The organism is Allocatelliglobosispora scoriae, assembly GCF_014204945.1.
Lineage (GTDB): Bacteria > Actinomycetota > Actinomycetes > Mycobacteriales > Micromonosporaceae > Allocatelliglobosispora > Allocatelliglobosispora scoriae.
Genome location: NZ_JACHMN010000002.1, coordinates 2,538,611 through 2,557,039 on the forward strand (window position 1 = coordinate 2,538,611; position 18,429 = coordinate 2,557,039).

Here is an 18,429-nt window from a genome sequence, read left to right on the forward strand (position 1 = left end):
AGGGAGTCCTCGCTTACCAGGAGACGGGGAGGCAGGCGACGCGCTGGACGTCGCCGTCGACATACGTCGGGATCTGGCTGGCGGGCATCGCGAGCCGCAGCGTCGGGAAACGCGTGACCAGCCCGCGGAAGGCGATCTCCAGCTCCAGCCGGGCCAGGTTGCGGCCCAGGCAGTGGTGGATGCCGTGGCTGAAGGCGAGGTGGTGCGTGGGCGGGCGGGTCACGTCGAGCTCCTGCGGGTGCGTGGTGACGCTCGGGTCGAGGTTGGCGCCCGCGAAGCTGATCAGCATGCCGTCACCGGCCTTGATCACCTCGCCGGCGATCTCGATGTCCTCGGTGGCGACCCGGGCGAGCTGCTCGACGAGGGAGACGTAGCGCAGGATCTCCTCCACGGCACCCGGGATCAGGTCGGGGTCCTCGACGAGGGTGGCGTACTGGCCGGGGTTGTCGAGGAGCGCGATCGTGCCCAGCGCGAGGAGGCTGGAGGTGGTGACCGTGCCCGCGACGAGGATCGCCTGGGCGAAGGCGATGAGCTCGGTGTGGTCCAGCTCCCCGGCGGTGACGTGCTTGGCGATCAGGTCGTCGATCAGTCCGCCGCTGCCGGGGTTCTGCTCCTTCGAGATCACGAGCTTGCCCAGGTACGCGTTGAGGCGCTCCACCGCGACGTCTGCCATCGCCGGGTCGAAGAGCTGCCGCACGATCGGCTCGAACTCCTCCCGCTCGGCGTAGGGCACACCGAGGTAGGCGCAGACCGCCCGCATCGGCACCGGTGCGGAGAACGCCGAGACGAGGTCGCCCGGCGAGCCCTGGGCCAGCAGCACGTCGAGCTGTTCGTCCACGATGGACTCCAGCTCCGGCCGCAGCACGGCGACCCGGCGGACGGTGAACTTCGGCACGAGCATCTGCCGCTGCCGGGTGTGCTCCGGCGGGTCGATGCCGAAGAGGGCACCGGCGAAACCGCCCTCCTCCACCTCGCGGGCCATCTCCCGGGTCGCCCGCATCTGGAGCAGCTTCGGGTCCATGACCGGGTAGTCCGGGAAGTCCGAGCGGTTGGAGACCCGGGGGTCCGCGAGCAGCGCCCTCGCCTCGGCCGGCCCGGTCACCATCCAGGTGCTGCGGCCGTCATAGAGGCGTACGCGGGAGATCGGACCCGCCTCCCGCAGCTGCGCGGTCCGCGCCGACGGCCGGTAGTAGCACTCCCGGGCCAGCGGGTAGTCCATCAGCTCCTCGGTCATCGGGCAGCCGCCTGGAACCCGACGTGCGCGTAGTAGTCCGCGATCGCGTGGAACGATTCCTTCGGCTCGAACCGGTAGGTCGAGTCGGGGTTGTCGAAGTCGTCCCGGATCGTCTTCACGATCGCCATGCTCGCGGTGTCGATGTCGAGCCGGGGGTCGTCGGAGTGCGGGTGGGTCGGGTGGATGAACTCCGAGACCGCGACCCCGGCCACCCCGGCCCGCTCGAAGATGTCGAACATCTTCAGGTGGTAGGCGGCCTGCGCGCTCTCGTCCCGGACGTACCCGTCGAGCACCAGCGGGACCGGCCCCGACCGGTCGACGATGTCGTAGAACCGGAACGCCCGCGACTCCGCCTCGGCATCGGTCGCCGTGCCGAACTCCGCGATGTGGATCGGCTTGCCCCACTTGCGGTAACGCCCGATCTCGGCGATGTGCTCGTCGGCCGTACGCGGCCGGTCGGCGTACTGGTACATGATCCCGATGGCGTCGAAGAGCGCCCAGTCCACCTCCTCGAAGGGTGCCGCGGAGTAGCCGAGCTGCCCGCCGAACAGGGCGCGTGCCACCGTGGCCGCCTGCTGGAGGAAGGCGTTGAGCCGGGGCGCGGCCTCCTTGAAGTCGAGGCGGCCGGTCGGCTGCAGGAGCCGGTGCGGCAGGTCGGGGTAGGCGTTCGCCATCCGCAGGTGGTACTGCTCGCCGGGGGCGATGCCGGGGGTGAAGATGAGGTGCACGGCGCCGACGGTCAGGCTGATCTTGGCACCGTCGCGGCGCAGCGACTCGGCGAGCCGGGCCGTCTCGGCGAGGTGGTCCAGGATCTCGTCCTGCGCCTGGTCGACCAGGCGGGGCTGGAGCCAGATGTGCAGGTCGGAGTCGATCGCGACGGTCGCCGCCTGCTCCAGCCGGTCCAGGTCGCTGCCGTAGAGCGTGATCGAGTTGCAGTTGAGCTGGTCGGCGATGGCCGCGATCTCCTGCTTCATCCCGCGCTTGGTCCACACGGTCCGGGAGAGCTCGCCCTGCCCGGTCGCGAAGTTGGTGCCGGTGTCATAGGCGACACCCCGGTAGGCGAGGCCCTCGGTAGCCTGCTCCATGCTTGCCCTTCTTCCTTTCTGCTGGGTACGCCTGGCGGCGTGCCCGATGGACGTGCCGGTCGGCTCGGTGGCCGTTGGCGACGGGAGAGCCGACCGCTACCAGGTCACCGGGAACTCGAAGAGCCGCTGCAGCGTCCCGTCGTTGTTGTTGCTCGGCAGCTCGTCGATCGGGAGCGCCGAACGCAGGTTGGGCATGCGCTCGACGAGCGACTTGAAGGCGATCTCCAGCTCCAGCCGGGCCAGGTTGTCCCCGGGGCAGCGGTGGATGCCGTGGCTGAAGGAGAAGCTCGGCTTCGCCGGGCGCCGGATGTCGAAGGTGTTGGGCTCCGCCGCCGAGGCCGGGTCGAAGTTGACCCCGGCACAGCTGATCAGGATGCCCTCGCCCGCCTTGATGACCTGGCCGCCGAGGTCGATGTCCTCGACCGCGACGCGGGCGAAGGCCTCGACGAGGGAGACGTACCGCAGGATCTCCTCGACCGCCTGCGGCACCAGGCCCGGGTCGGCGCGCAGCGCCTCCCACTGCTCCGGGTTGTCGAGCAGGGCGAGTGTGCCGAGGGAGATGACGTTGGTCGTGGTGTCGGTGCCCGCGACGAGCATCGCCATCGCGATGTGCACCAGCTCCAGCCGGGTCACCTCGCCCTCGTGCAGGTGCTCGGTGATGAGCAGGTCGATCAGGCCGGTCGTACCCTTGCCCGGGTTCTTCTCCTTCTTCTCGATCAGCTTCTTGAGGTAGGCGCCGAGCTCGGTCGTCGCCTCGTCGGCGAGCTCCGGGATGAAGAGCTTGTGCGCGGGGGTCTCGAACTCCTCGTGGTCCTCATAGGGGACGCCGAGCAGCAGGCTCATCACCATCGAGGGCACGGGCTGGGCGAACTGGGTGACGAGGTCGCCCGAGCGGCTGCCGTTCGCCATCATCGCGTCGAGCTTCTCGTCGACGATCCGCTGGATGTCGCCGCGCAGCAGAGCCGTCTTGCGTACGGTGAAGGGCGGCATGATCATCGAGCGCTGGCGGGTGTGCTCCGGCGGGTCGACCCCGAAGAGGACATCGGCGTAACCGCTGTCGACGACCTTCTCGAACTCCTCGTTGAGCAGCGGGTAGTTGCCGTGATACGGCCGGATCGAGACACGGCGGTAGTCGGAGAGCACGGCGCGGGCCTGCGCCGCTCCGGTCACCAGCCAGGCGGTCCGCCCGTTGTAGAGCTTCACCTTCGTCATCGGGCCGGTCTCGCCGAGCCCGACGTGCTGCGCGGAGGGCCGGTAGGGGCACTCGCGCGGGATCGGGAAGTCCGGCAGATCCGCCAGATCGGGCGGTGAAATGGTCATGGTCACCCCTTGCTCGGGAATGGGAGGCCGCTTCTGCGATCGGCACGGCACCGTTCGTCGACGCGAGGGCCGAGGACATCCTGTGGCAGCACGCCCGGCAGCTGCACCTTCTCGATTGCGGATCAACCCCGCCGACCCGGAAAACCCCAGCTGAAACACAAGATCGTCGCAACTCTTGAAGAGTTGTGGCTTCAGGCCGCCAGGCCTTGAGCACAACTCTTCAAGAGTTGCGACGATCTTGGATCGGGCAGCGCTACAGCGTGTCGGGCAGCCCGAACGCCGGGAAGAGCTTCGCGCCGAACGCCGTGATCTCGACGATCCGGCCCTCCTCGACCCGCAGCACGTCGATGTTCCACGGCCGGTAGTCGTCGTCGCCCGCGGCCCGGATGTAGTGCGCGACGGCCGGCTGCCGGTTGGCCCGGCACGGCACGCTGCGCCAGGCGCCGTGATAGGCGGGCGACTCCGGGTCGAGCACCCGGGCGAGCTGGGCGGCGACCGCGTCGCGGCCGACGAACCAGGTCGGGTTGGGCGGCATCGTGATCCGCACGTCCTCGTGCAGCAGCTCGGCGACGATGGTGGCGTCGAAGCGCTCCAGCACCGTCATGTAGCGCTGCAGCAGCGCACGCTCGGCGGTGGTCGGGTCGTCGGTCGCCGGCCACTCCAGCCGCCGCTCGGGCAGGCGCTCCTTGAGTCGGGCGCGAGCGCGCAGCGTGGCGTTGTTGACCGTGGCGACGGTGACCTCGAGCAGCTGCGCGGTCTCCAGCGCCGGCCAGCCGAGCACGTCACGCAGGATCAGCACGGCCCGTTGCTGAGGCGGCAGGTACTGGATCGCGGCGAGGAAGGCGAGCTCGATCGTCTCCTTGGCGACGACGACCACGTCCGGGTCGGCCTCGCTCGGCGCCGCCATCTCCAGCAGCTGATCCGGGTAGGGCTGCAGCCACGGGATCTCGTCCGGGACCGTCGTGGAGCTGCCACCCTGAGCGGGGATCGTGCGGTCGCTCGGCTTGCGCGGGTTGCGCTCCAGGAAGTCCAGGCAGGCGTTGGTCGCGATGCGGTAGAGCCAGGCCCGGAAGGTCGATCGGCCCTGGTAGGTCTCACGTTTGCGCCACGCGCGCAGGAAGGTCTCCTGAACCAGGTCCTCCGAGTCCTCATAGGACCCGAGCATCCGGTAGCAGTGGATCTGAAGCTCCCGGCGGTGTGCCTCGACGAGCCGGGCGAACCCCACCTCGTCAACTGTCTGCTCAACCACGCTCGGCTCGGCGCTGGCCCCGCTGCCGGTGTTGGCTTTGCTCACGAACACGCCCCACTTTCGGATGGTCACCCGCTGTGAGAGATCGATTGACGCTATCACGCTCGATGCCCCAAACAGTGTCAACTACTACCGGACACAAGGGGCGCATTCCGGGAGATGCGTCATTTCCGGTGCACCGCCACGCTGGCTGGAGTTGCCGCCCCCTCCGGGCGACGGCGACGTCACGCCGTCGCGACGCCCGCTCCATTGTGGATTTCGACCCGGGCCCGCCACGGCGTCTCGACCACACGCCATCGAATCGGGTCTCCCTGTGGTGACCCTCGTGTCAGGGAGGTAGCGGTAATGAGCCTTATCGGGGACCGCGCTGTGGTCCTTGGCGGGAGCATGGCCGGCATTCTGGCCGCCAGAGTGCTCGCCGAGTCCTATCGGGAGGTCGTGGTCATCGACCGCGACAAGGTGCTCGGGGTGCACGAGCCGCGCCGCGGCGCGCCGCACACCGTCCACGCGCACGGCCTGCACGCCCGCGGCCACCTGCTGATGGAGGAGCTCTTCCCGGGCTTCACCGACGAGCTGCGGGCCAAGGGTGTGCCCACCGGCGACCTCGGCGAGATGCGGTGGTTCTTCAACGGCCGCAAGCTCCAGCCCGCGCACACCGGCCTCATCTCGGTGACCGCGCCGCGACCGGTTCTCGAGGGGCACATCCGGACCCGGGTCGCCGCGATCGAGAATGTGCGATTCCTCGAGGAGACCGACATCAACGGGCTCGTCGCCACCGCCGACCAGTCCCGGATCGTCGGTGTCCGGATCCAGGGCCGGGACGAGGGCTCCGCCGAGGAGGTGCTCGACGCCGACCTCGTCGTCGACACGACCGGGCGCGGTTCGCGTACCCCCGCGTGGTTGGAGGAGTTCGGCTACGCGCGGCCGTTCGAGGAGCGGATCAAGGTCGGCCTCGCCTACACGACCCGGCACTACCGGATGCGGCCGGAGATGTTCAACGGCGTGCAGTCGATCAACCCGGTCGCCTCCCCCGCCCACCCGCGCGGCGCCTTCTTCGGCCACGTCGGCCCGGAGCTGGCGATCCTCTCGCTCACCGGCATCCTCGGCGACTACCCGCCGACCGACCCCGAGGGCTTCCTGGAGTTCGTCCGGTCGCTGCCCGTCCCCGACGTCTACGAGGCGGTCCGCGACGCCGAGGCGCTCGACGAGCCGGTCTCCTTCCGCTTCCCGGCGAGCGTGCGCCGCCGTTACGAGCGGCTCACCCGCTTCCCCGACCGGCTGCTCGTCATGGGCGACGCCGCGTGCAGCTTCAACCCCGTCTACGGCCAGGGCATGAGCGTCTCGGCGATCGAGGCGATGGCGCTGCGGGACCGGCTGCGGCTCGGTACCCCGCCCGCTCCGCTGGACTTCCTCGCCGACATCGCCCGGGTGATCGACGTGCCGTGGGAGATCTCGGCCGGCGGCGACCTGGACTTCCCCGGTGTCGAGGGCCGCCGCACGCTCAAGGTCCGGATGGGCAACGCCTACATCGCCCGCCTGCAGTACGCGGCGACGAAGGACCCGAAGATCACCGACGGCTACATGCGCGTCGCCGGGCTCATCGACCCGCCCACCGACCTGATGCGCCCGGCCATGCTGGTCCGGGTCCTGCGCCACGCCGTCCGCCGCCCGGCCCCGGGCGAGTCCTGGCTCGCCGCACCGCCCTCCAACAACTAAACCCCATCTGGGTACGCCAGGCACGGTCGCCCCGGACACGGGAGGCCTGCGCTCGGCGTACCCACATCGTTTTTGAAGGGCTTGCCATGACCCAACCCGAGCCGACGCGACGGAAGACCAGGCCGCTGACCGGCGACGAATACATCGAGTCGCTGCGCGACGGCCGCGAGGTCTTCCTCTACGGCGACCGCGTCAAGGACGTGACCGCGCACCCCGCCTTCCGCAACCCGGTCCGGATGACCGCGCGGCTCTACGACGCGCTGCACGACCCGGCGCAGCAGGGCGTGCTCACCGCGCCCACCGACACCGGCAGCGACGGCTTCACCCACCGCTTCTTCACCACGCCGAAGACCGTCGAGGACATGGTCGCCGACCAGCGGGCGATCGCGGCCTGGGCCCGGCTGAGCTACGGCTGGATGGGGCGCAGCCCCGACTACAAGGCGTCCTTCCTCGGCACGCTCGGCGCCAACGCCGACTTCTACGCGCCGTTCCAGGACAACGCCCGCCGGTGGTACGCCGAGTCCCAGGAGAAGGTCCTCTACTGGAACCACGCGATCGTGCACCCGCCCGTCGACCGCAACCGGCCACCGGACGAGGTCGCCGACGTCTTCATCCACGTCGAGAAGGAGACCGACGCCGGGCTCGTCGTGAGCGGGGCGAAGGTCGTCGCGACCGCCTCGGCGCTGACCCACTACAACTTCCTCGCGCACTACGGCCTGCCGGTGCGGAAGAAGGAGTTCGCGCTGGTCGCGACGGTGCCGATGGACGCGCCGGGGATGAAGCTGATCTGCCGGCAGTCCTTCACGGCGTCGGCCGCGGTGATGGGGAGCCCGTTCGACTACCCGCTCTCGTCGCGGCTGGACGAGAACGACACGATCCTCATCCTCGACAAGGTCCTCATCCCCTGGGAGAACGTCTTCATCTACGGCGACCTGGCCAAGGTGCAGTTCTTCGCCGGGCAGTCCGGGTTCACCGAGCGGTTCACCTTCCACGGGTGCACGCGCCTCGCGGTGAAACTGGAGTTCATCGCCGGGCTGCTCGCCAAGGCGCTGGAGCTGACCGGGACGGCCGACTTCCGGGGCGTCCAGAGCAGGCTGGGCGAGGTGCTCGCCTGGCGCAACCTCTTCTGGGGCCTGTCCGACGCCGCCGCGCGCAACCCGGTGCCGTGGAAGAACGGCGCGCTGCTGCCCAACCCGCAGTACGGCATGGCCTACCGCTGGTTCATGCAGGTCGGGTACCCCCGCGTCCGCGAGATCGTGATGCAGGACGTCGCGAGCGGGCTGATCTATGTGAACTCCAGCGCGGAGGACTTCGGCAACCCGGAGATCCGCCCCTACCTCGACAAGTACGTCCGGGGCTCCGGCGGCGCCGACTCGGTGCAGCGGATGAAGGTGATGAAGCTGCTCTGGGACGCGGTGGGCTCGGAGTTCGGCGGGCGGCACGAGTTGTATGAGCGCAACTACGCCGGCAACCACGAGAACACCCGGGTGGACCTGCTCAACGCGCAGATCATGGGCGGCAAGCTCGACGGTTACAAGGCGTTCGTCGACCAGTGCCTGTCCGAGTACGACCTGGACGGCTGGCGGGTCCCCGACCTCGACTCGTTCACGGCTCTCCGCCACACCACCCGAGCCAACCTCACCAACCCCTGACGCCCGCCCCTGGCACGTTTTGCAGCAAAGCGTGCCCATCTCCGCGCCGAAGGCCACGTTTTGCTGCAAAGCGTGACGGGGTGCACCCAAGATCGGCGCAACTCTTCAAGAGTTGGTCCCATCTCAGCGGCTCGTCGTTGGCGGGCCGCATCTTGTGTCACCTTATGGCTGTCTCAACGGCCGCGAGGCAGCCATAAGGTGACACAAGATGAGCGCGGATCCCTGACGCAGACAAGGACCGCCCCAACTCTTCAAGAGTTGGGGCGGTCTTGGCGCAACGCGCAACGACCTCCGGGGCGGTAGAGACTTCGCCGGCTCTACCGCTCTCCCGGAGGTCGTCACCCCGTCCATGCCCAGCACGACCAGCCCCGGCACCCCCCTGGTACGCCGAGGCGGCGGCAGCTAGGCGCGCAGCGAGCTGGACTCCGGCTCGGGACGGGAGTTCTTGAAGACCTTGCGCATGAAGCTCGGGGTCATCAGGGCGTGGATTGGGTCGACCAGACCGGCCGAGCGCATGAACGCCTCGGTGATGCTGGCGTCGTGGTGCGTCGCCATCTGCACCCGCTTCATGTAGGCGAGCAGCATCTTGAGCTTGAGCGACCGGTGGCCCTCGACATCGGGGAAGCTGAGGTTGATGCTCTCGGTCATCTCCCACGCCGGGTCGATGACGGCGGAGACGGCGGCCGCGAAGTCGACGGCCTTCGGCGCCGAACCGGTCCGCAGGGCGTCGCGCAGCCGGAGCGCCTGCAGCGCGGCGAGCGTCTGGGCCTGGGCGAAGACCGGGTTCGGGGTGCAGACCGCGTCGCCCATGATGAGCAGGCCCTCGGGCAGCTTGGTGAGCCGCTCGTAACGCCGCCGCATCGTGGTCGGGAAGCGGAAGAGCACCACGTCGTTGAGCGGCTCGGCGGCGACGATCGCCTCGTGCACCTCGGGCGCGACCAGGGTCTTCACGAAGGCGTTGAAGCCCTCCGGGTCGACCGGCGGGTGGTCGCCGAGGATGCCGTACGTGGTGAGCTCGACAGTGCCGCCGTCGGTCTTGGTGAAGATGCAGCCACGGGGGACGACCGGGTTGGCGACGCAGACGATCGAGTGGTCCGTGCCGAACGGATCGACCGAGCCGAGCTTGTAGTGGCGCGTAGCGTAGCCGAGCCCCATCTTGGTGCCCTCTTCGGCGACCCGCTCGTAGCCCAGCTCCTCCAGCCACACCGGCGAGCGCGAACCGCGGCCGGTGCAGTCGACGATGAGGTCCGCCGAGACAATCTCCTCCGAGGCGCCCTCGTCACCGTGCTTGGAGACCTTGACGCCGGTGATCCGGGTCTTGTCGGCGTTGCTGACGACGCCGGTGATGTCGAACTGCTCCATGAAGGTCACGTTGCCGAGTGCCTGGACCCGCTCGCGGAGGTGCAGCTCCATGATCGGGCGGCGGGCGGCGACGTTGGTGAGGCCGGCGCGGACCTGCTTGGCCCGCTTGCCGAGGAAATACCACCGCACGGTGCCCGAGAGGTCGGTCTGGGGACAGCCGGCGGTGATCATCTGCGCGGTGATCTCGGGGAAGAGCTCCTCCTGCGCCCGCGCGCCGGCCGCCAGCAGGCCGTTGATGTGCCGCGCCTGCGGTGCTCCGCGCCGCGCCTCGCGGACCCCGATCAGCTCATCGCGGTCGATGATGACGACATCGCGATAGAACGGCGAGAGGGCAGCGGCTGCGTACATTCCGCTGACGCTCCCACCGAGCACCACGACCCGTTCTCCAACAAGCTTGTCCACGACTATTCATCTCCTTGTGCGCGCATCAGCGTCGGCAATCAAAATTGAGGGGGGAAATAAACTCGCCCGACGCATCGTCCCAGGCAAACACGCATCTCAGCTTCTTCTGCAATGCGGGGAGATGCGTTGGTGGAAGGCGTCGTGCCCGCGCCGGAATGACGCGGGCACGACTATTTATCTGCGGCGCCGGCTCAGCTGATGAGTTCGCTGAAGAGCAGCGCCCGGAGCAGGGTCCCCCGGAAGTCATCCGCCATCGCGGCCACCGATTCTTCGACGAAGAGGTTGGTGGTGTAACCGATGCTGCCGACGATCCCGCCGTCGGGGTGCACCTCCAGGCCCCAGAGCAGGCCGTCGGGGATCTGCGACCCCATCGGTGCCGAGACCACCCGGCGCCGGATCGCGGTGAACCGCAGGTCGGCTGCGGGCTGGTCGTGCATCATGAACGGCGACTGCGTCACCTGGAAGGCGCACGCCGCGGCGTTGGCACCGAGGGCGTCGGTCATGACGTCCGGCGCCTCCTCCAGGAGCTGGCCGAACGGGATCTCGTGGGCGTAGGCCGAGAGGCACGTCTTGCGTACCCGGGAGATCACCTCGGTGAGGCCCGACGCACCCGCCACGTCGACGCGCAGCGGGACGAAGTTGTAGAACGACCCGACCGTCTCCTCCACCCAGGACGGCTGGCGGCCGGGCATGAAGGTGGGCACCACGAGGTCGGTGCGGCCCGTGGTCTCGTTGAGGTACATCAGGTAGACGGCGAGCAGCACCATGAAGGGCGAGCTGCGGGTCTCGACGGCGACCGCGTTCACCGAGCCGAGGTACTCGTCCTCGATGAGGAAGCGGTGCCAGCCGGTGACGAACGGCTCCTCGCTGCGGGTCAGGTCGGAGCGGATCGGGGTCACCTGCGCACCCCGCAGGTTGTCCCGCCAGTAGTCGCGCGAGGCCTGCAGCGCCGGGCTCTCGGCCGTGCCCTGCTGCCACTCGACGTACTCGCGGTACTGGTGCACCTCGGGCAGGACGGGCTCGGTGCCCTTGCGGCGCGCCACGTAGTAGGCGGCCACGTCGCGGATGATCCGGTGGATCGACCAGCCGTCGACGGCGGTGTGGTGCGCGATGAGGGCGAGGACGGCGCTCTCCTCGTCGAACCGGCCGAGGACGGCCTGGAGCAGCGGCATCTCGTGGATGCTGAAGCCCTCGGCCTCGATCGCGTTGAGGAAGTCCTCCTCGGCGACCTCACGGTCGCCGTCCCAGTCCAGGTCACGCACGGTCAGCGTCGGCGAGCTCGCAGGCAGGACCGTCTGGTACGGGATGCCGTCGTCGCGAACGATCACCGTGCGGAGCGACTCGTGGCGGACGACCACATCGTCGAGCGCACCCTGGAGCGCGTCGACGTCGATGGGGCCGAGGATTCGCCAGCCGCCGACGATGGTGTAACGGGAGCCGAACGGTCCCGTCTCGTCGCCGTGATCGATCATCCGCAGGAACTCCTGTTGGAGCGAGAGCGGGATGCGGCCCGAGTCCCCGAGACTCGGCGCCAGTGCTGCATCGGCCATGGTGGGTTGTCAGTTCCTTTCAGCTAGGTGCCGGGAGGGCAGCGACCAGTGCATGCCGTCAGTGGACGGCACCAGGCCGCCCTCGCGGACGGGTAGGTGTTCGTCCGCGTTCTCGCCCATCGCGGCCTGGATCTGGATCCGGGAGCCGGTCTTGACGACGGACTTGACCAGCTCGGACTGGAGCAGGTCGCGGTCCTCGCCCTCGACCAGGACGGGCTGCTCGACGAGGCCCGCGAGCTCACGGAAGGCGGGTGCTTTTTTCTCCACATAGGACTCCGGTGCGACGAGGGCATCCTCGCGGGAGGCGCCGCCGCCGACCAGCTCCACGAAGGATTCGAGCTCGGTCGCCACGTTGTTGGTGACCTTCTTCGCCTTCCAGAAGTAGGAGTCCTCGTTGTCGTGCATGTCGTAGAAGGCGACCAGGAAGTCGTGGAAGTTGGCGTACTCCCGGCGGTAGCGCGCCTCGAACTCGTCGAAGCACACCGCCTCGTCGGTGTCGCCCCGCAGCGCGGTGTTGATCGACCGCGCGGCGAGGAGGCCGCTGTAGGTGGCGAGGTGCACGCCGGAGGAGAAGACCGGGTCGATGAAGCACGCGGCGTCGCCGACGAGCATCATTCCCGGCCGCCAGAACCGGTCCTGGATGTAGGAGTAGTCCTTGCGGACGCGGATCTCGCCGTAGGGTCCGGTGCGGACCCGGCGGGCGTCGGCGAGGTATTCGGCGATGAGCGGGCACTCCTCGATGAGGCCGAGCAGCGCCTTCTCCCGATCGCCCTGCACCTTCTCCAGCGCCTCCGGCAGCACCACCACGCCGACGCTGGTCAGGTCGTCGGTGAGCGGGATGTACCAGAACCAGCCCGAGTCGAAGGCGGCCGCCAGGATGTTGCCCTGGTTCGGCGGGGCCAGCCGCTTCCCGCCGGTGAAGTAGCCGAAGAGGGCGAGGTTGCGGAAATACTCCGAGTAGTGCCGCTTGCCCACCTTGGTCTGCAGGCGGCTGTTGTTGCCGGAGGCGTCGACGACGTACGCGCTCGACACCTCCTGCTGCACGCCGTGGGCGTCCACGTAGCGCACCCCGGTCACCCGGTCGTCGGCGTCGGTCAGGACGTCGAGGACGGAGCACTGCTCGCGTACCTCGACGCCCTTTCGACGGGCGTTGTCCAGGAGGATCTGATCGAACTTCATCCGCTCCACCTGGTACGCCGTCGACGACCCACCGGAGAACTTCGGCGAGATCGAGAACGAGAACGTCCACGGCTCCGGGTTGGCCCCCCAGCGGAACGTGCCACCCCGCTTGATCATGAAGGCGGCCTTCTCCAGCTCCTCGGTGACACCGAGGAGCCGGCAGATCCCGTGCACGGTCGCCGGCAGCAGGGATTCCCCGATCTGATAGCGCGGGAACTCCTCCTTCTCCAGCAGCAGGACCCGGTGGCCCTGCATCGCCACGAGGGTGGACACGGTCGAACCGCACGGTCCCCCACCGACGACCACGAGGTCATACTCGTTCTTCACGTTGCTCTCCTACTCAGCTAGCGGAGCTCGACATCGGTCTGCGCGACCGCCCGCACCAGGTCGCCCCGGGTCAGGGCGGCGGCGATCGTCTCGATGTCGTCGGCCATGTAGCGGTCCCGGTCCAGCGTCGGTACGAGTGAGCGCACCAGCTCGTACGCGCACTTCGCGGGTGCGCTGAGCCCGTCGTAGCGACCCGAGATGTCGACCGCCTGCGCCGCGGCGAGCAGCTCCACCGCGAGGATCTTCTGGTTGTTGCCGAGAATGGTCCGGGCGTTGCGGGCGGCGATCAGGCCCATGCTGACGATGTCCTGGTTGTCGCCGTTGGAGGGGATGCTCTGCGTGCTGGCCGGGCCGATGGTCCGGTTCTCGGCGACGAGCGCGGTCGCCGGGTACTGCGCTCCCGCGAAGCCGCTGTTGAGGCCGACATCGCCGGCGACGAGGAACTCCGGCAGCCCGTAGCTGAGGTGCCGGTTGAGCAGGCGGTTGGTCCGCCGCTCGGAGATGACGCCGAGCTGGGTCAGCGCGATCATCACGAAGTCCATCGCGAACGCGATCGGCTGTCCGTGGAAGTTGGCGCCGTGGAAGATCTCCTGGCCCTCGAAGAACAGCGGGTTGTCGTTCGCCGAGTTCAGCTCGATGTTGATCTTCTCGCTGGCGTGGTAGAGGGTGTCCCTGACCGCGCCGAGCACCTGCGGGATGGCGCGCAGCGAGTACGCCTTCTGCATGTAGATGTTGGTGCGCTGGACATCCGTACCAGCCTGCTTGTCGTCCTGGATCTGCTGGCGCAGCTGCGCGTGCTCGACGGTGAGGCCGCTGCCCCGCATCAGTGCCCGCATGTTGAACGCCGTGTCGATCTGACCCGCGTGCGGACGAGCGATGTTGTGCCCCTCCGGCAGGAACGGGCTCATCGATCCGCGCAGGGTCTCGATCACCAGAGCGGTGATGATCTCCGCCTGGCGTACCTGGTCCATGGCCCGCCCGACGACGAGAGCCCCGAGGCCCGTCATCGCGGACGTGCCGTTGATGAGAGCCAGCCCCTCCTTGAACTTCAGCTCCATCGGCTCGATGCCGATCTCGCGCAGCACCGGCCCGGTCGGCGTCTTCACACCGCCACGCAGCACGTAGCCCTCGCCGATCACCGTGCTGGCGATGTGGGACAGGGGTGCCAGGTCACCGCTCGCACCCAGCGAACCCACCTCGGGGATCGCCGGCGTGATGCCGACGTTGAGGTAGAGAGCCAGGCGCTCCAGCAGCTCCGGGCGGACGGCGGAGTGGCCCTTGGCGAGCGCGTTCAGACGGGCGGCGAGAATCGCGCGCGCCTCGTCCTCGGCGAACATCGGGCCGACACCGGCACTGTGGCTGCGGACCAGGTTGGTCTGCAGCTCGGTCTCCTTCGAGGGGTCGACCAGCATGTAGATCATCTCGCCGTAGCCGGTGGTGACACCGTAGACGGGGATGCCCTGCCGAACGACCTCCTCGAACTGGATCCGGCTCGACGCGGCTTTCGCCAACGCGGTTGAGGAGACCCAGCACGGCGCACGATCCTCGGCAACCCGGCGTACGCCGGCGATGTCCAGGGTCTCGCCGTTGAAAACGACCAACTTCTCGGTCTCGTCCAGATCCAACTCACTCACTCCATGCCTTGAGTAGCAGCTCTCATGCCTGCAGGGCCTGTCTTGTGGATCATGGCGAGGCGAGCCGGAGTCCAGGCGGCGATCCGGCAAGGTCGCGAAGCGCCTGAATACCGGTGTTGTATTCAGGCGCTTCGCGGACGCCGCCGGTCGTCGGCTGGGGCCGGCGTAGCCCGTCATGATCCATGAGACAGGCCCTAGTTCCGACGTGCTGTGGTGCTGTCCCGCGCGCCCGCCGCGAGGCGTCGCCGATCCACCTTGCCGCCGACATTGCGCGGCAAGCTGCTGCTCGACGTCTGAAAGGAGACGAGCAGCATCGATGTGCCGAAACGTTTGCGCAGGTGTGTGCGCCACGCGTCGGCACCGGCCGCGTCCGCTCCGGACGGCGTGCGCCGAGGGACGACGAAGGCCACCAGTTGGATCACCAACCCGTCCGAGTCGGTGAGCGGCACCACGGCGCACTCCGCGACCGAGTCGTGCTCGGCCAGGGCCGCCTCGACATCGGCGAGCTCGACCCTGGTGCCGTAGAGCTTGACCTGCAGATCCCGCCGCCCGCGGAACTCCAGCAGGCCATCGGCCCGCCGACGGGCGAGATCCCCGGTCCGGTAGCACCGCATGCGCTCCGGATCGTTCTCGATCCGGCCCGACGACCCGCCGTCGACCGGCCGGAAGGCCCCTCCGCCCGACTCGTCGCCGATGTAGCCGCGGGCGACGAACGGGCTGCGGATGACGATCTCGCCGGTGACCCCCACCGGGCACGGTCGATCCGCTTCGTCGAGCACCAGCACCTGGCGGCCCGGGATGGACCGGCCGATCGGGACGGTCGCCGCCACGTCGCCGGTGACCTCGTGCCAGGTCGCCGCGATCGTCTCGGTCGGGCCGTAAACGTTTGCCAGCGCGATCCCCGGCAGCGCCGCCCGGAAGCCGTTGACCAGCTCCGGCGGGAGCGCCTCGCCCATCAGGACCAGGCGGCGCAGGCTGTCGGTGCGGGCCGCCGGGTCGCGGCGCTTGAACACCTTCAGCAGCTCCCGGCCGAAGCTCGGCACGGTCTGCAGGAAGGTGATCCGGCTCTCGACCAGCCAGTCGACGAACTTCTCCGGGTGCGCCCGGATCTTCTCCGGCACCGGGCAGAGCGTCGCGCCGGTGGTGAGCGCCGCGAAGACCTCGCAGAGGCTGGGGTCGTGCTCGGGCGCCGCCCACTGCGCGATCCGCGTCCCGGGGCCGACATCCAGCGAGTCGGCGAGCCACGCCACGAACTGCGTGAACGCGCCGTGCGTCTGGGCGATCCCCTTCGGCTTGCCGGTCGACCCCGACGTGTAGGCGACGTAGGCGAGCTCCTCCAGCGAGACCGGCTCGGTCGGCGGCGGCACGGGTACGGCGTCCAGCGTGGCGAGGTCGATGACGCGCCCGCCCAGCTCCTCGCCGAACCAGCGGGCCAGCTCGTCACCGGCCGGGTCGCCCTCGCGCAGCAGGCAGGCCGGGCGCAGCTCGTCGAGGACGACCCGGCCCCGCTCACCGGCGTCACCCGTGCCGAACCAGACCATGTGCGCACCGGCCCGCAGCACGCCGAGCGACGCGGCGAGCTGGCTCGGCCCCGGTGTCAGCCGGATCGCGACCGCCTTGCCGCGGGCGCCGAGCGCCGCGAGGTGACCGGCGAGCAGGGCCGCTCGGCGGTCCAGCTCGCCATAGGTGAGCTCGCCGTCGTGCCAGGAGACCGCGACCGCATCCGGCGTGACCTGCGCGATCCGGCGGAAGAGCTCATGCACCGGCTCCTCGGCGGCCGCGCCGACACCGATCTGGTTGGACGCGAGCTCCAGCGCCCGGGACCGCTCCACGCCGTCGAGCGGCAGGTCGCCGACCCTGGTGTCGGGTGCGGCGAGGGCCGCGATCAGCAGGGTGCCGAGCTGGTCGAGGAGGACCTCCGCCGCATCGGGACCGAAGTGGTCGTCGCGGAAGGCGAGCGACCCGGCGATCGAGGCGGTGAACCGCTCCACGGTCAGCGTCAGGTCGGCTGCGGCCGTACCGGTGCGCAGCTCCGCCCGGGTCACCGCGGCACCGGTGAGGCGCAGCTCGGCCTCGGGCTCGGTCGCGACGATCAGCATCGCGTCGCAGAGGGCGCCCTGCCGCGGGTCGCCGTCGCCGTTGAGTGCCCGGACGAGGTGGGTGAAGGGCAGCGCCCGGTTGTCGAAGGCCTCCCGCAGCGACTCCTCGGCCCGGCCCACCAGCTCGCGGAAGGTCGGCCCGTCGGAGAGGTCGCCGGAGATGACGAGCAGGTTGTCGAAGGGGCCGACGACCTCGGCGAAGGCCTGCGGCCGCACCGGGTAGGCGACCCCGATCGCCACCCGGTCCTCGCCGGCGAAGCGCTGCAGCAGCCCCTGGTACCCCGCGAGCAGCACCGCGAGCGGCGTCGCGCCGGAGTCGTCGCAGAGATCGGTGAGGAGATCCGCCGCGTCGGTGCCCCAGTCGAAGCGCAGCGTGCCGCAACCGCCGGTGACCGGGCGCGACGAGCGGGGACGGTCGGCGGTGAGGGCAGAGGGTGACGAGGTGAGCGCGGTGCTCCACCAGTCCCGGCGGACCGGCCGGTCGGCGTCGGCGTCGCGGCGCCAGCGGGCGTAGTCGGCGTACTGGAGGCTCGCGGGTTGGACCGTGACGCTGCTGAGCGCGACCGCCTCGGCGTAGTCGGCCGAGAGCTGAGCCAGGATGATCGAGAGCGACCGCTCGTCGGCGACGGCGCGGTGCGCGACGAGGACGAGCCGCTGCTCGGCGGTGTCGAGCCGGAGCACCGTCAGGCGCGCCAGCGGCCCGCCCGCCAGGTCCATCGGTTCGGCGGCGAGCTCGGCGCAGAGCCGGTCCGCCTGCTCGTCCCGATCGGGCCGGGCCAGGTGGCGCAGGTCGGTGACGACGAAGGACTCGACCGCCGCCTTGCCGATCTGCTGCACCGGACGGCCGTCGACCTCGACGAGCGTGCTCCGCAGGACCTCGTGCCGTTCGAGGACGGCGTCCCACGCCGCGGCGAGCGACTCCAGATCCAGGTAACCCGATGCATCGAAGCGACGGGCGATCCGATGCGCGCCCGTCTGGGTCCCGACCCGGTCCAGCAGCCACAGCCCGTCCTGCGCGCAGGAGGTAACGGCCTGACCTGCTCGAATGAGCGCCGTATCAGTCATAGTCATCTTGTCTCCCCTGCCACCGTGGCATCGTGGCACGGTCTCGACGGGGGGTGCTTCTCACGAAATGCGGTCGCCGCGTCACAGCCCGCTGCCGACGATTCGTCCACATTGGCCTGATCGCATTCGCAAGGATGCGCCCGGTGCGGCCGCTGCCGACCATTGATCGCGGGGTGCGCTGGACCGCCCGGCCACTGGGGCGGCCGGGCGGTCTGGCGGGCGGCCCCACAGTCACTTGCGGAAGGAGCACATCGCATGGCGGAGAGCGGGCTGAGCCGGTCGGCGGTCGAGCAGCATGTCGAGGGGATCTGGCGCGACATCCTGGGTATGCCGGAGGGGCGCGCCGACGCGACCTTCTTCGAGCTTCAGGGTCAGTCGATCTCAGCGGTTCGCATCGTGAACCGGATCGAGGACGAGCTCGGCATCGGCGTGGACGTGGGCCTCCTCTTCGAGGACCCCGACCTGCCCACCTTTGCGCGGGCGGTCGTCGCGATGAGCGGCACGGAGTAGGGCTGATCGATCACACACGAAGGGCGCCGGCTCGACCGGCGCCCT

Annotated in this window: 12 protein-coding genes; 3 read left to right on the forward strand and 9 right to left on the reverse strand. The window is 69.5% G+C overall.

Going from position 1 to position 18,429, the window contains the following annotated elements; all coding sequences use genetic code 11:
* Positions 1 to 13: 13 nt before the first annotated feature.
* The 4 genes from F4553_RS16980 to F4553_RS16995 form a co-directional block, all read right to left on the reverse strand.
* Complete coding sequence (locus F4553_RS16980) at positions 14 to 1,234, reverse strand: cytochrome P450 (protein WP_184837164.1); 1,221 nt, start codon at positions 1,232 to 1,234, stop codon at positions 14 to 16.
* A complete protein-coding gene (locus F4553_RS16985; RefSeq protein ID WP_184837166.1) occupies positions 1,231 to 2,319 on the reverse strand; it encodes a glycoside hydrolase family 113 protein in 1,089 nt (362 codons plus the stop codon). The genes F4553_RS16980 and F4553_RS16985 overlap by 4 nt, the downstream gene beginning before the upstream one ends.
* 96 nt (positions 2,320 to 2,415) lie before the next feature.
* Entirely contained in the window at positions 2,416 to 3,639 is a 1,224-nt protein-coding gene (locus tag F4553_RS16990) for a cytochrome P450 (protein WP_184837167.1), read from the reverse strand.
* A gap of 253 nt (positions 3,640 to 3,892) precedes the next feature.
* The gene (locus F4553_RS16995; RefSeq protein WP_312875244.1) at positions 3,893 to 4,933 is read right to left on the reverse strand and encodes a sigma-70 family RNA polymerase sigma factor; all 1,041 of its coding nucleotides are present in this window, start codon (positions 4,931 to 4,933) and stop codon (positions 3,893 to 3,895) included.
* A 300-nt stretch (positions 4,934 to 5,233) separates the two neighbouring features.
* Between F4553_RS16995 and F4553_RS17000 the strand changes: the two genes are divergently transcribed.
* Entirely contained in the window at positions 5,234 to 6,604 is a 1,371-nt protein-coding gene (locus tag F4553_RS17000) for an FAD-dependent oxidoreductase (protein ID WP_184837169.1), read from the forward strand.
* Between the two features lie 86 nt (positions 6,605 to 6,690).
* The gene (locus F4553_RS17005; protein ID WP_184837171.1) at positions 6,691 to 8,256 is read left to right on the forward strand and encodes a 4-hydroxyphenylacetate 3-hydroxylase N-terminal domain-containing protein; all 1,566 of its coding nucleotides are present in this window, start codon (positions 6,691 to 6,693) and stop codon (positions 8,254 to 8,256) included.
* A 402-nt stretch (positions 8,257 to 8,658) separates the two neighbouring features.
* Here the strand turns inward: F4553_RS17005 and F4553_RS17010 are convergent, their stop codons facing one another.
* The 5 genes from F4553_RS17010 to F4553_RS17030 form a co-directional block, all read right to left on the reverse strand.
* Positions 8,659 to 10,020, reverse strand: coding sequence for an NAD(P)/FAD-dependent oxidoreductase (locus F4553_RS17010; RefSeq protein ID WP_312875245.1), 1,362 nt, complete (start codon positions 10,018 to 10,020; stop codon positions 8,659 to 8,661).
* A 191-nt stretch (positions 10,021 to 10,211) separates the two neighbouring features.
* Positions 10,212 to 11,570 (reverse strand): condensation domain-containing protein, encoded by a 1,359-nt coding sequence (locus F4553_RS17015; RefSeq protein ID WP_184837173.1) that lies wholly within the window; start codon positions 11,568 to 11,570, stop codon positions 10,212 to 10,214.
* Between the two features lie 9 nt (positions 11,571 to 11,579).
* On the reverse strand, positions 11,580 to 13,076 hold the full coding sequence (locus tag F4553_RS17020; RefSeq protein WP_184837175.1) for a tryptophan 7-halogenase: 1,497 nt from the start codon (positions 13,074 to 13,076) through the stop codon (positions 11,580 to 11,582).
* Between the two features lie 17 nt (positions 13,077 to 13,093).
* Complete coding sequence (cmdF, locus tag F4553_RS17025; RefSeq protein WP_246466381.1) at positions 13,094 to 14,701, reverse strand: tyrosine 2,3-aminomutase; 1,608 nt, start codon at positions 14,699 to 14,701, stop codon at positions 13,094 to 13,096.
* 203 nt (positions 14,702 to 14,904) lie between these two features.
* A complete protein-coding gene (locus tag F4553_RS17030) occupies positions 14,905 to 17,880 on the reverse strand; it encodes a non-ribosomal peptide synthetase (protein ID WP_184837179.1) in 2,976 nt (991 codons plus the stop codon).
* Between the two features lie 249 nt (positions 17,881 to 18,129).
* On the opposite strand from F4553_RS17030, the gene F4553_RS17035 reads away from it, so the two are divergent.
* Positions 18,130 to 18,384 carry a phosphopantetheine-binding protein gene (locus tag F4553_RS17035; protein ID WP_184837181.1) on the forward strand — a complete coding sequence of 85 codons (255 nt, stop codon included), beginning with the start codon at positions 18,130 to 18,132 and terminating at the stop codon, positions 18,382 to 18,384.
* Positions 18,385 to 18,429 lie beyond the last annotated feature (45 nt).

What these genes read in the sequence shown, in the direction of transcription:
- F4553_RS16980 (WP_184837164.1), bottom strand. Translation starts at nt 1,234, where the DNA reads ATGACCGAGGAGCTGATGGACTACCCGCTGGCCCGGGAGTGCTACTAC.
- F4553_RS16985 (WP_184837166.1), bottom strand. Translation starts at nt 2,319, where the DNA reads ATGGAGCAGGCTACCGAGGGCCTCGCCTACCGGGGTGTCGCCTATGAC.
- F4553_RS16990 (WP_184837167.1), bottom strand. Translation starts at nt 3,639, where the DNA reads ATGACCATTTCACCGCCCGATCTGGCGGATCTGCCGGACTTCCCGATC.
- F4553_RS17000 (WP_184837169.1), top strand. Translation starts at nt 5,234, where the DNA reads ATGAGCCTTATCGGGGACCGCGCTGTGGTCCTTGGCGGGAGCATGGCC.
- F4553_RS17005 (WP_184837171.1), top strand. Translation starts at nt 6,691, where the DNA reads ATGACCCAACCCGAGCCGACGCGACGGAAGACCAGGCCGCTGACCGGC.
- F4553_RS17015 (WP_184837173.1), bottom strand. Translation starts at nt 11,570, where the DNA reads ATGGCCGATGCAGCACTGGCGCCGAGTCTCGGGGACTCGGGCCGCATC.
- F4553_RS17030 (WP_184837179.1), bottom strand. Translation starts at nt 17,880, where the DNA reads ATGACTATGACTGATACGGCGCTCATTCGAGCAGGTCAGGCCGTTACC.
- F4553_RS17035 (WP_184837181.1), top strand. Translation starts at nt 18,130, where the DNA reads ATGGCGGAGAGCGGGCTGAGCCGGTCGGCGGTCGAGCAGCATGTCGAG.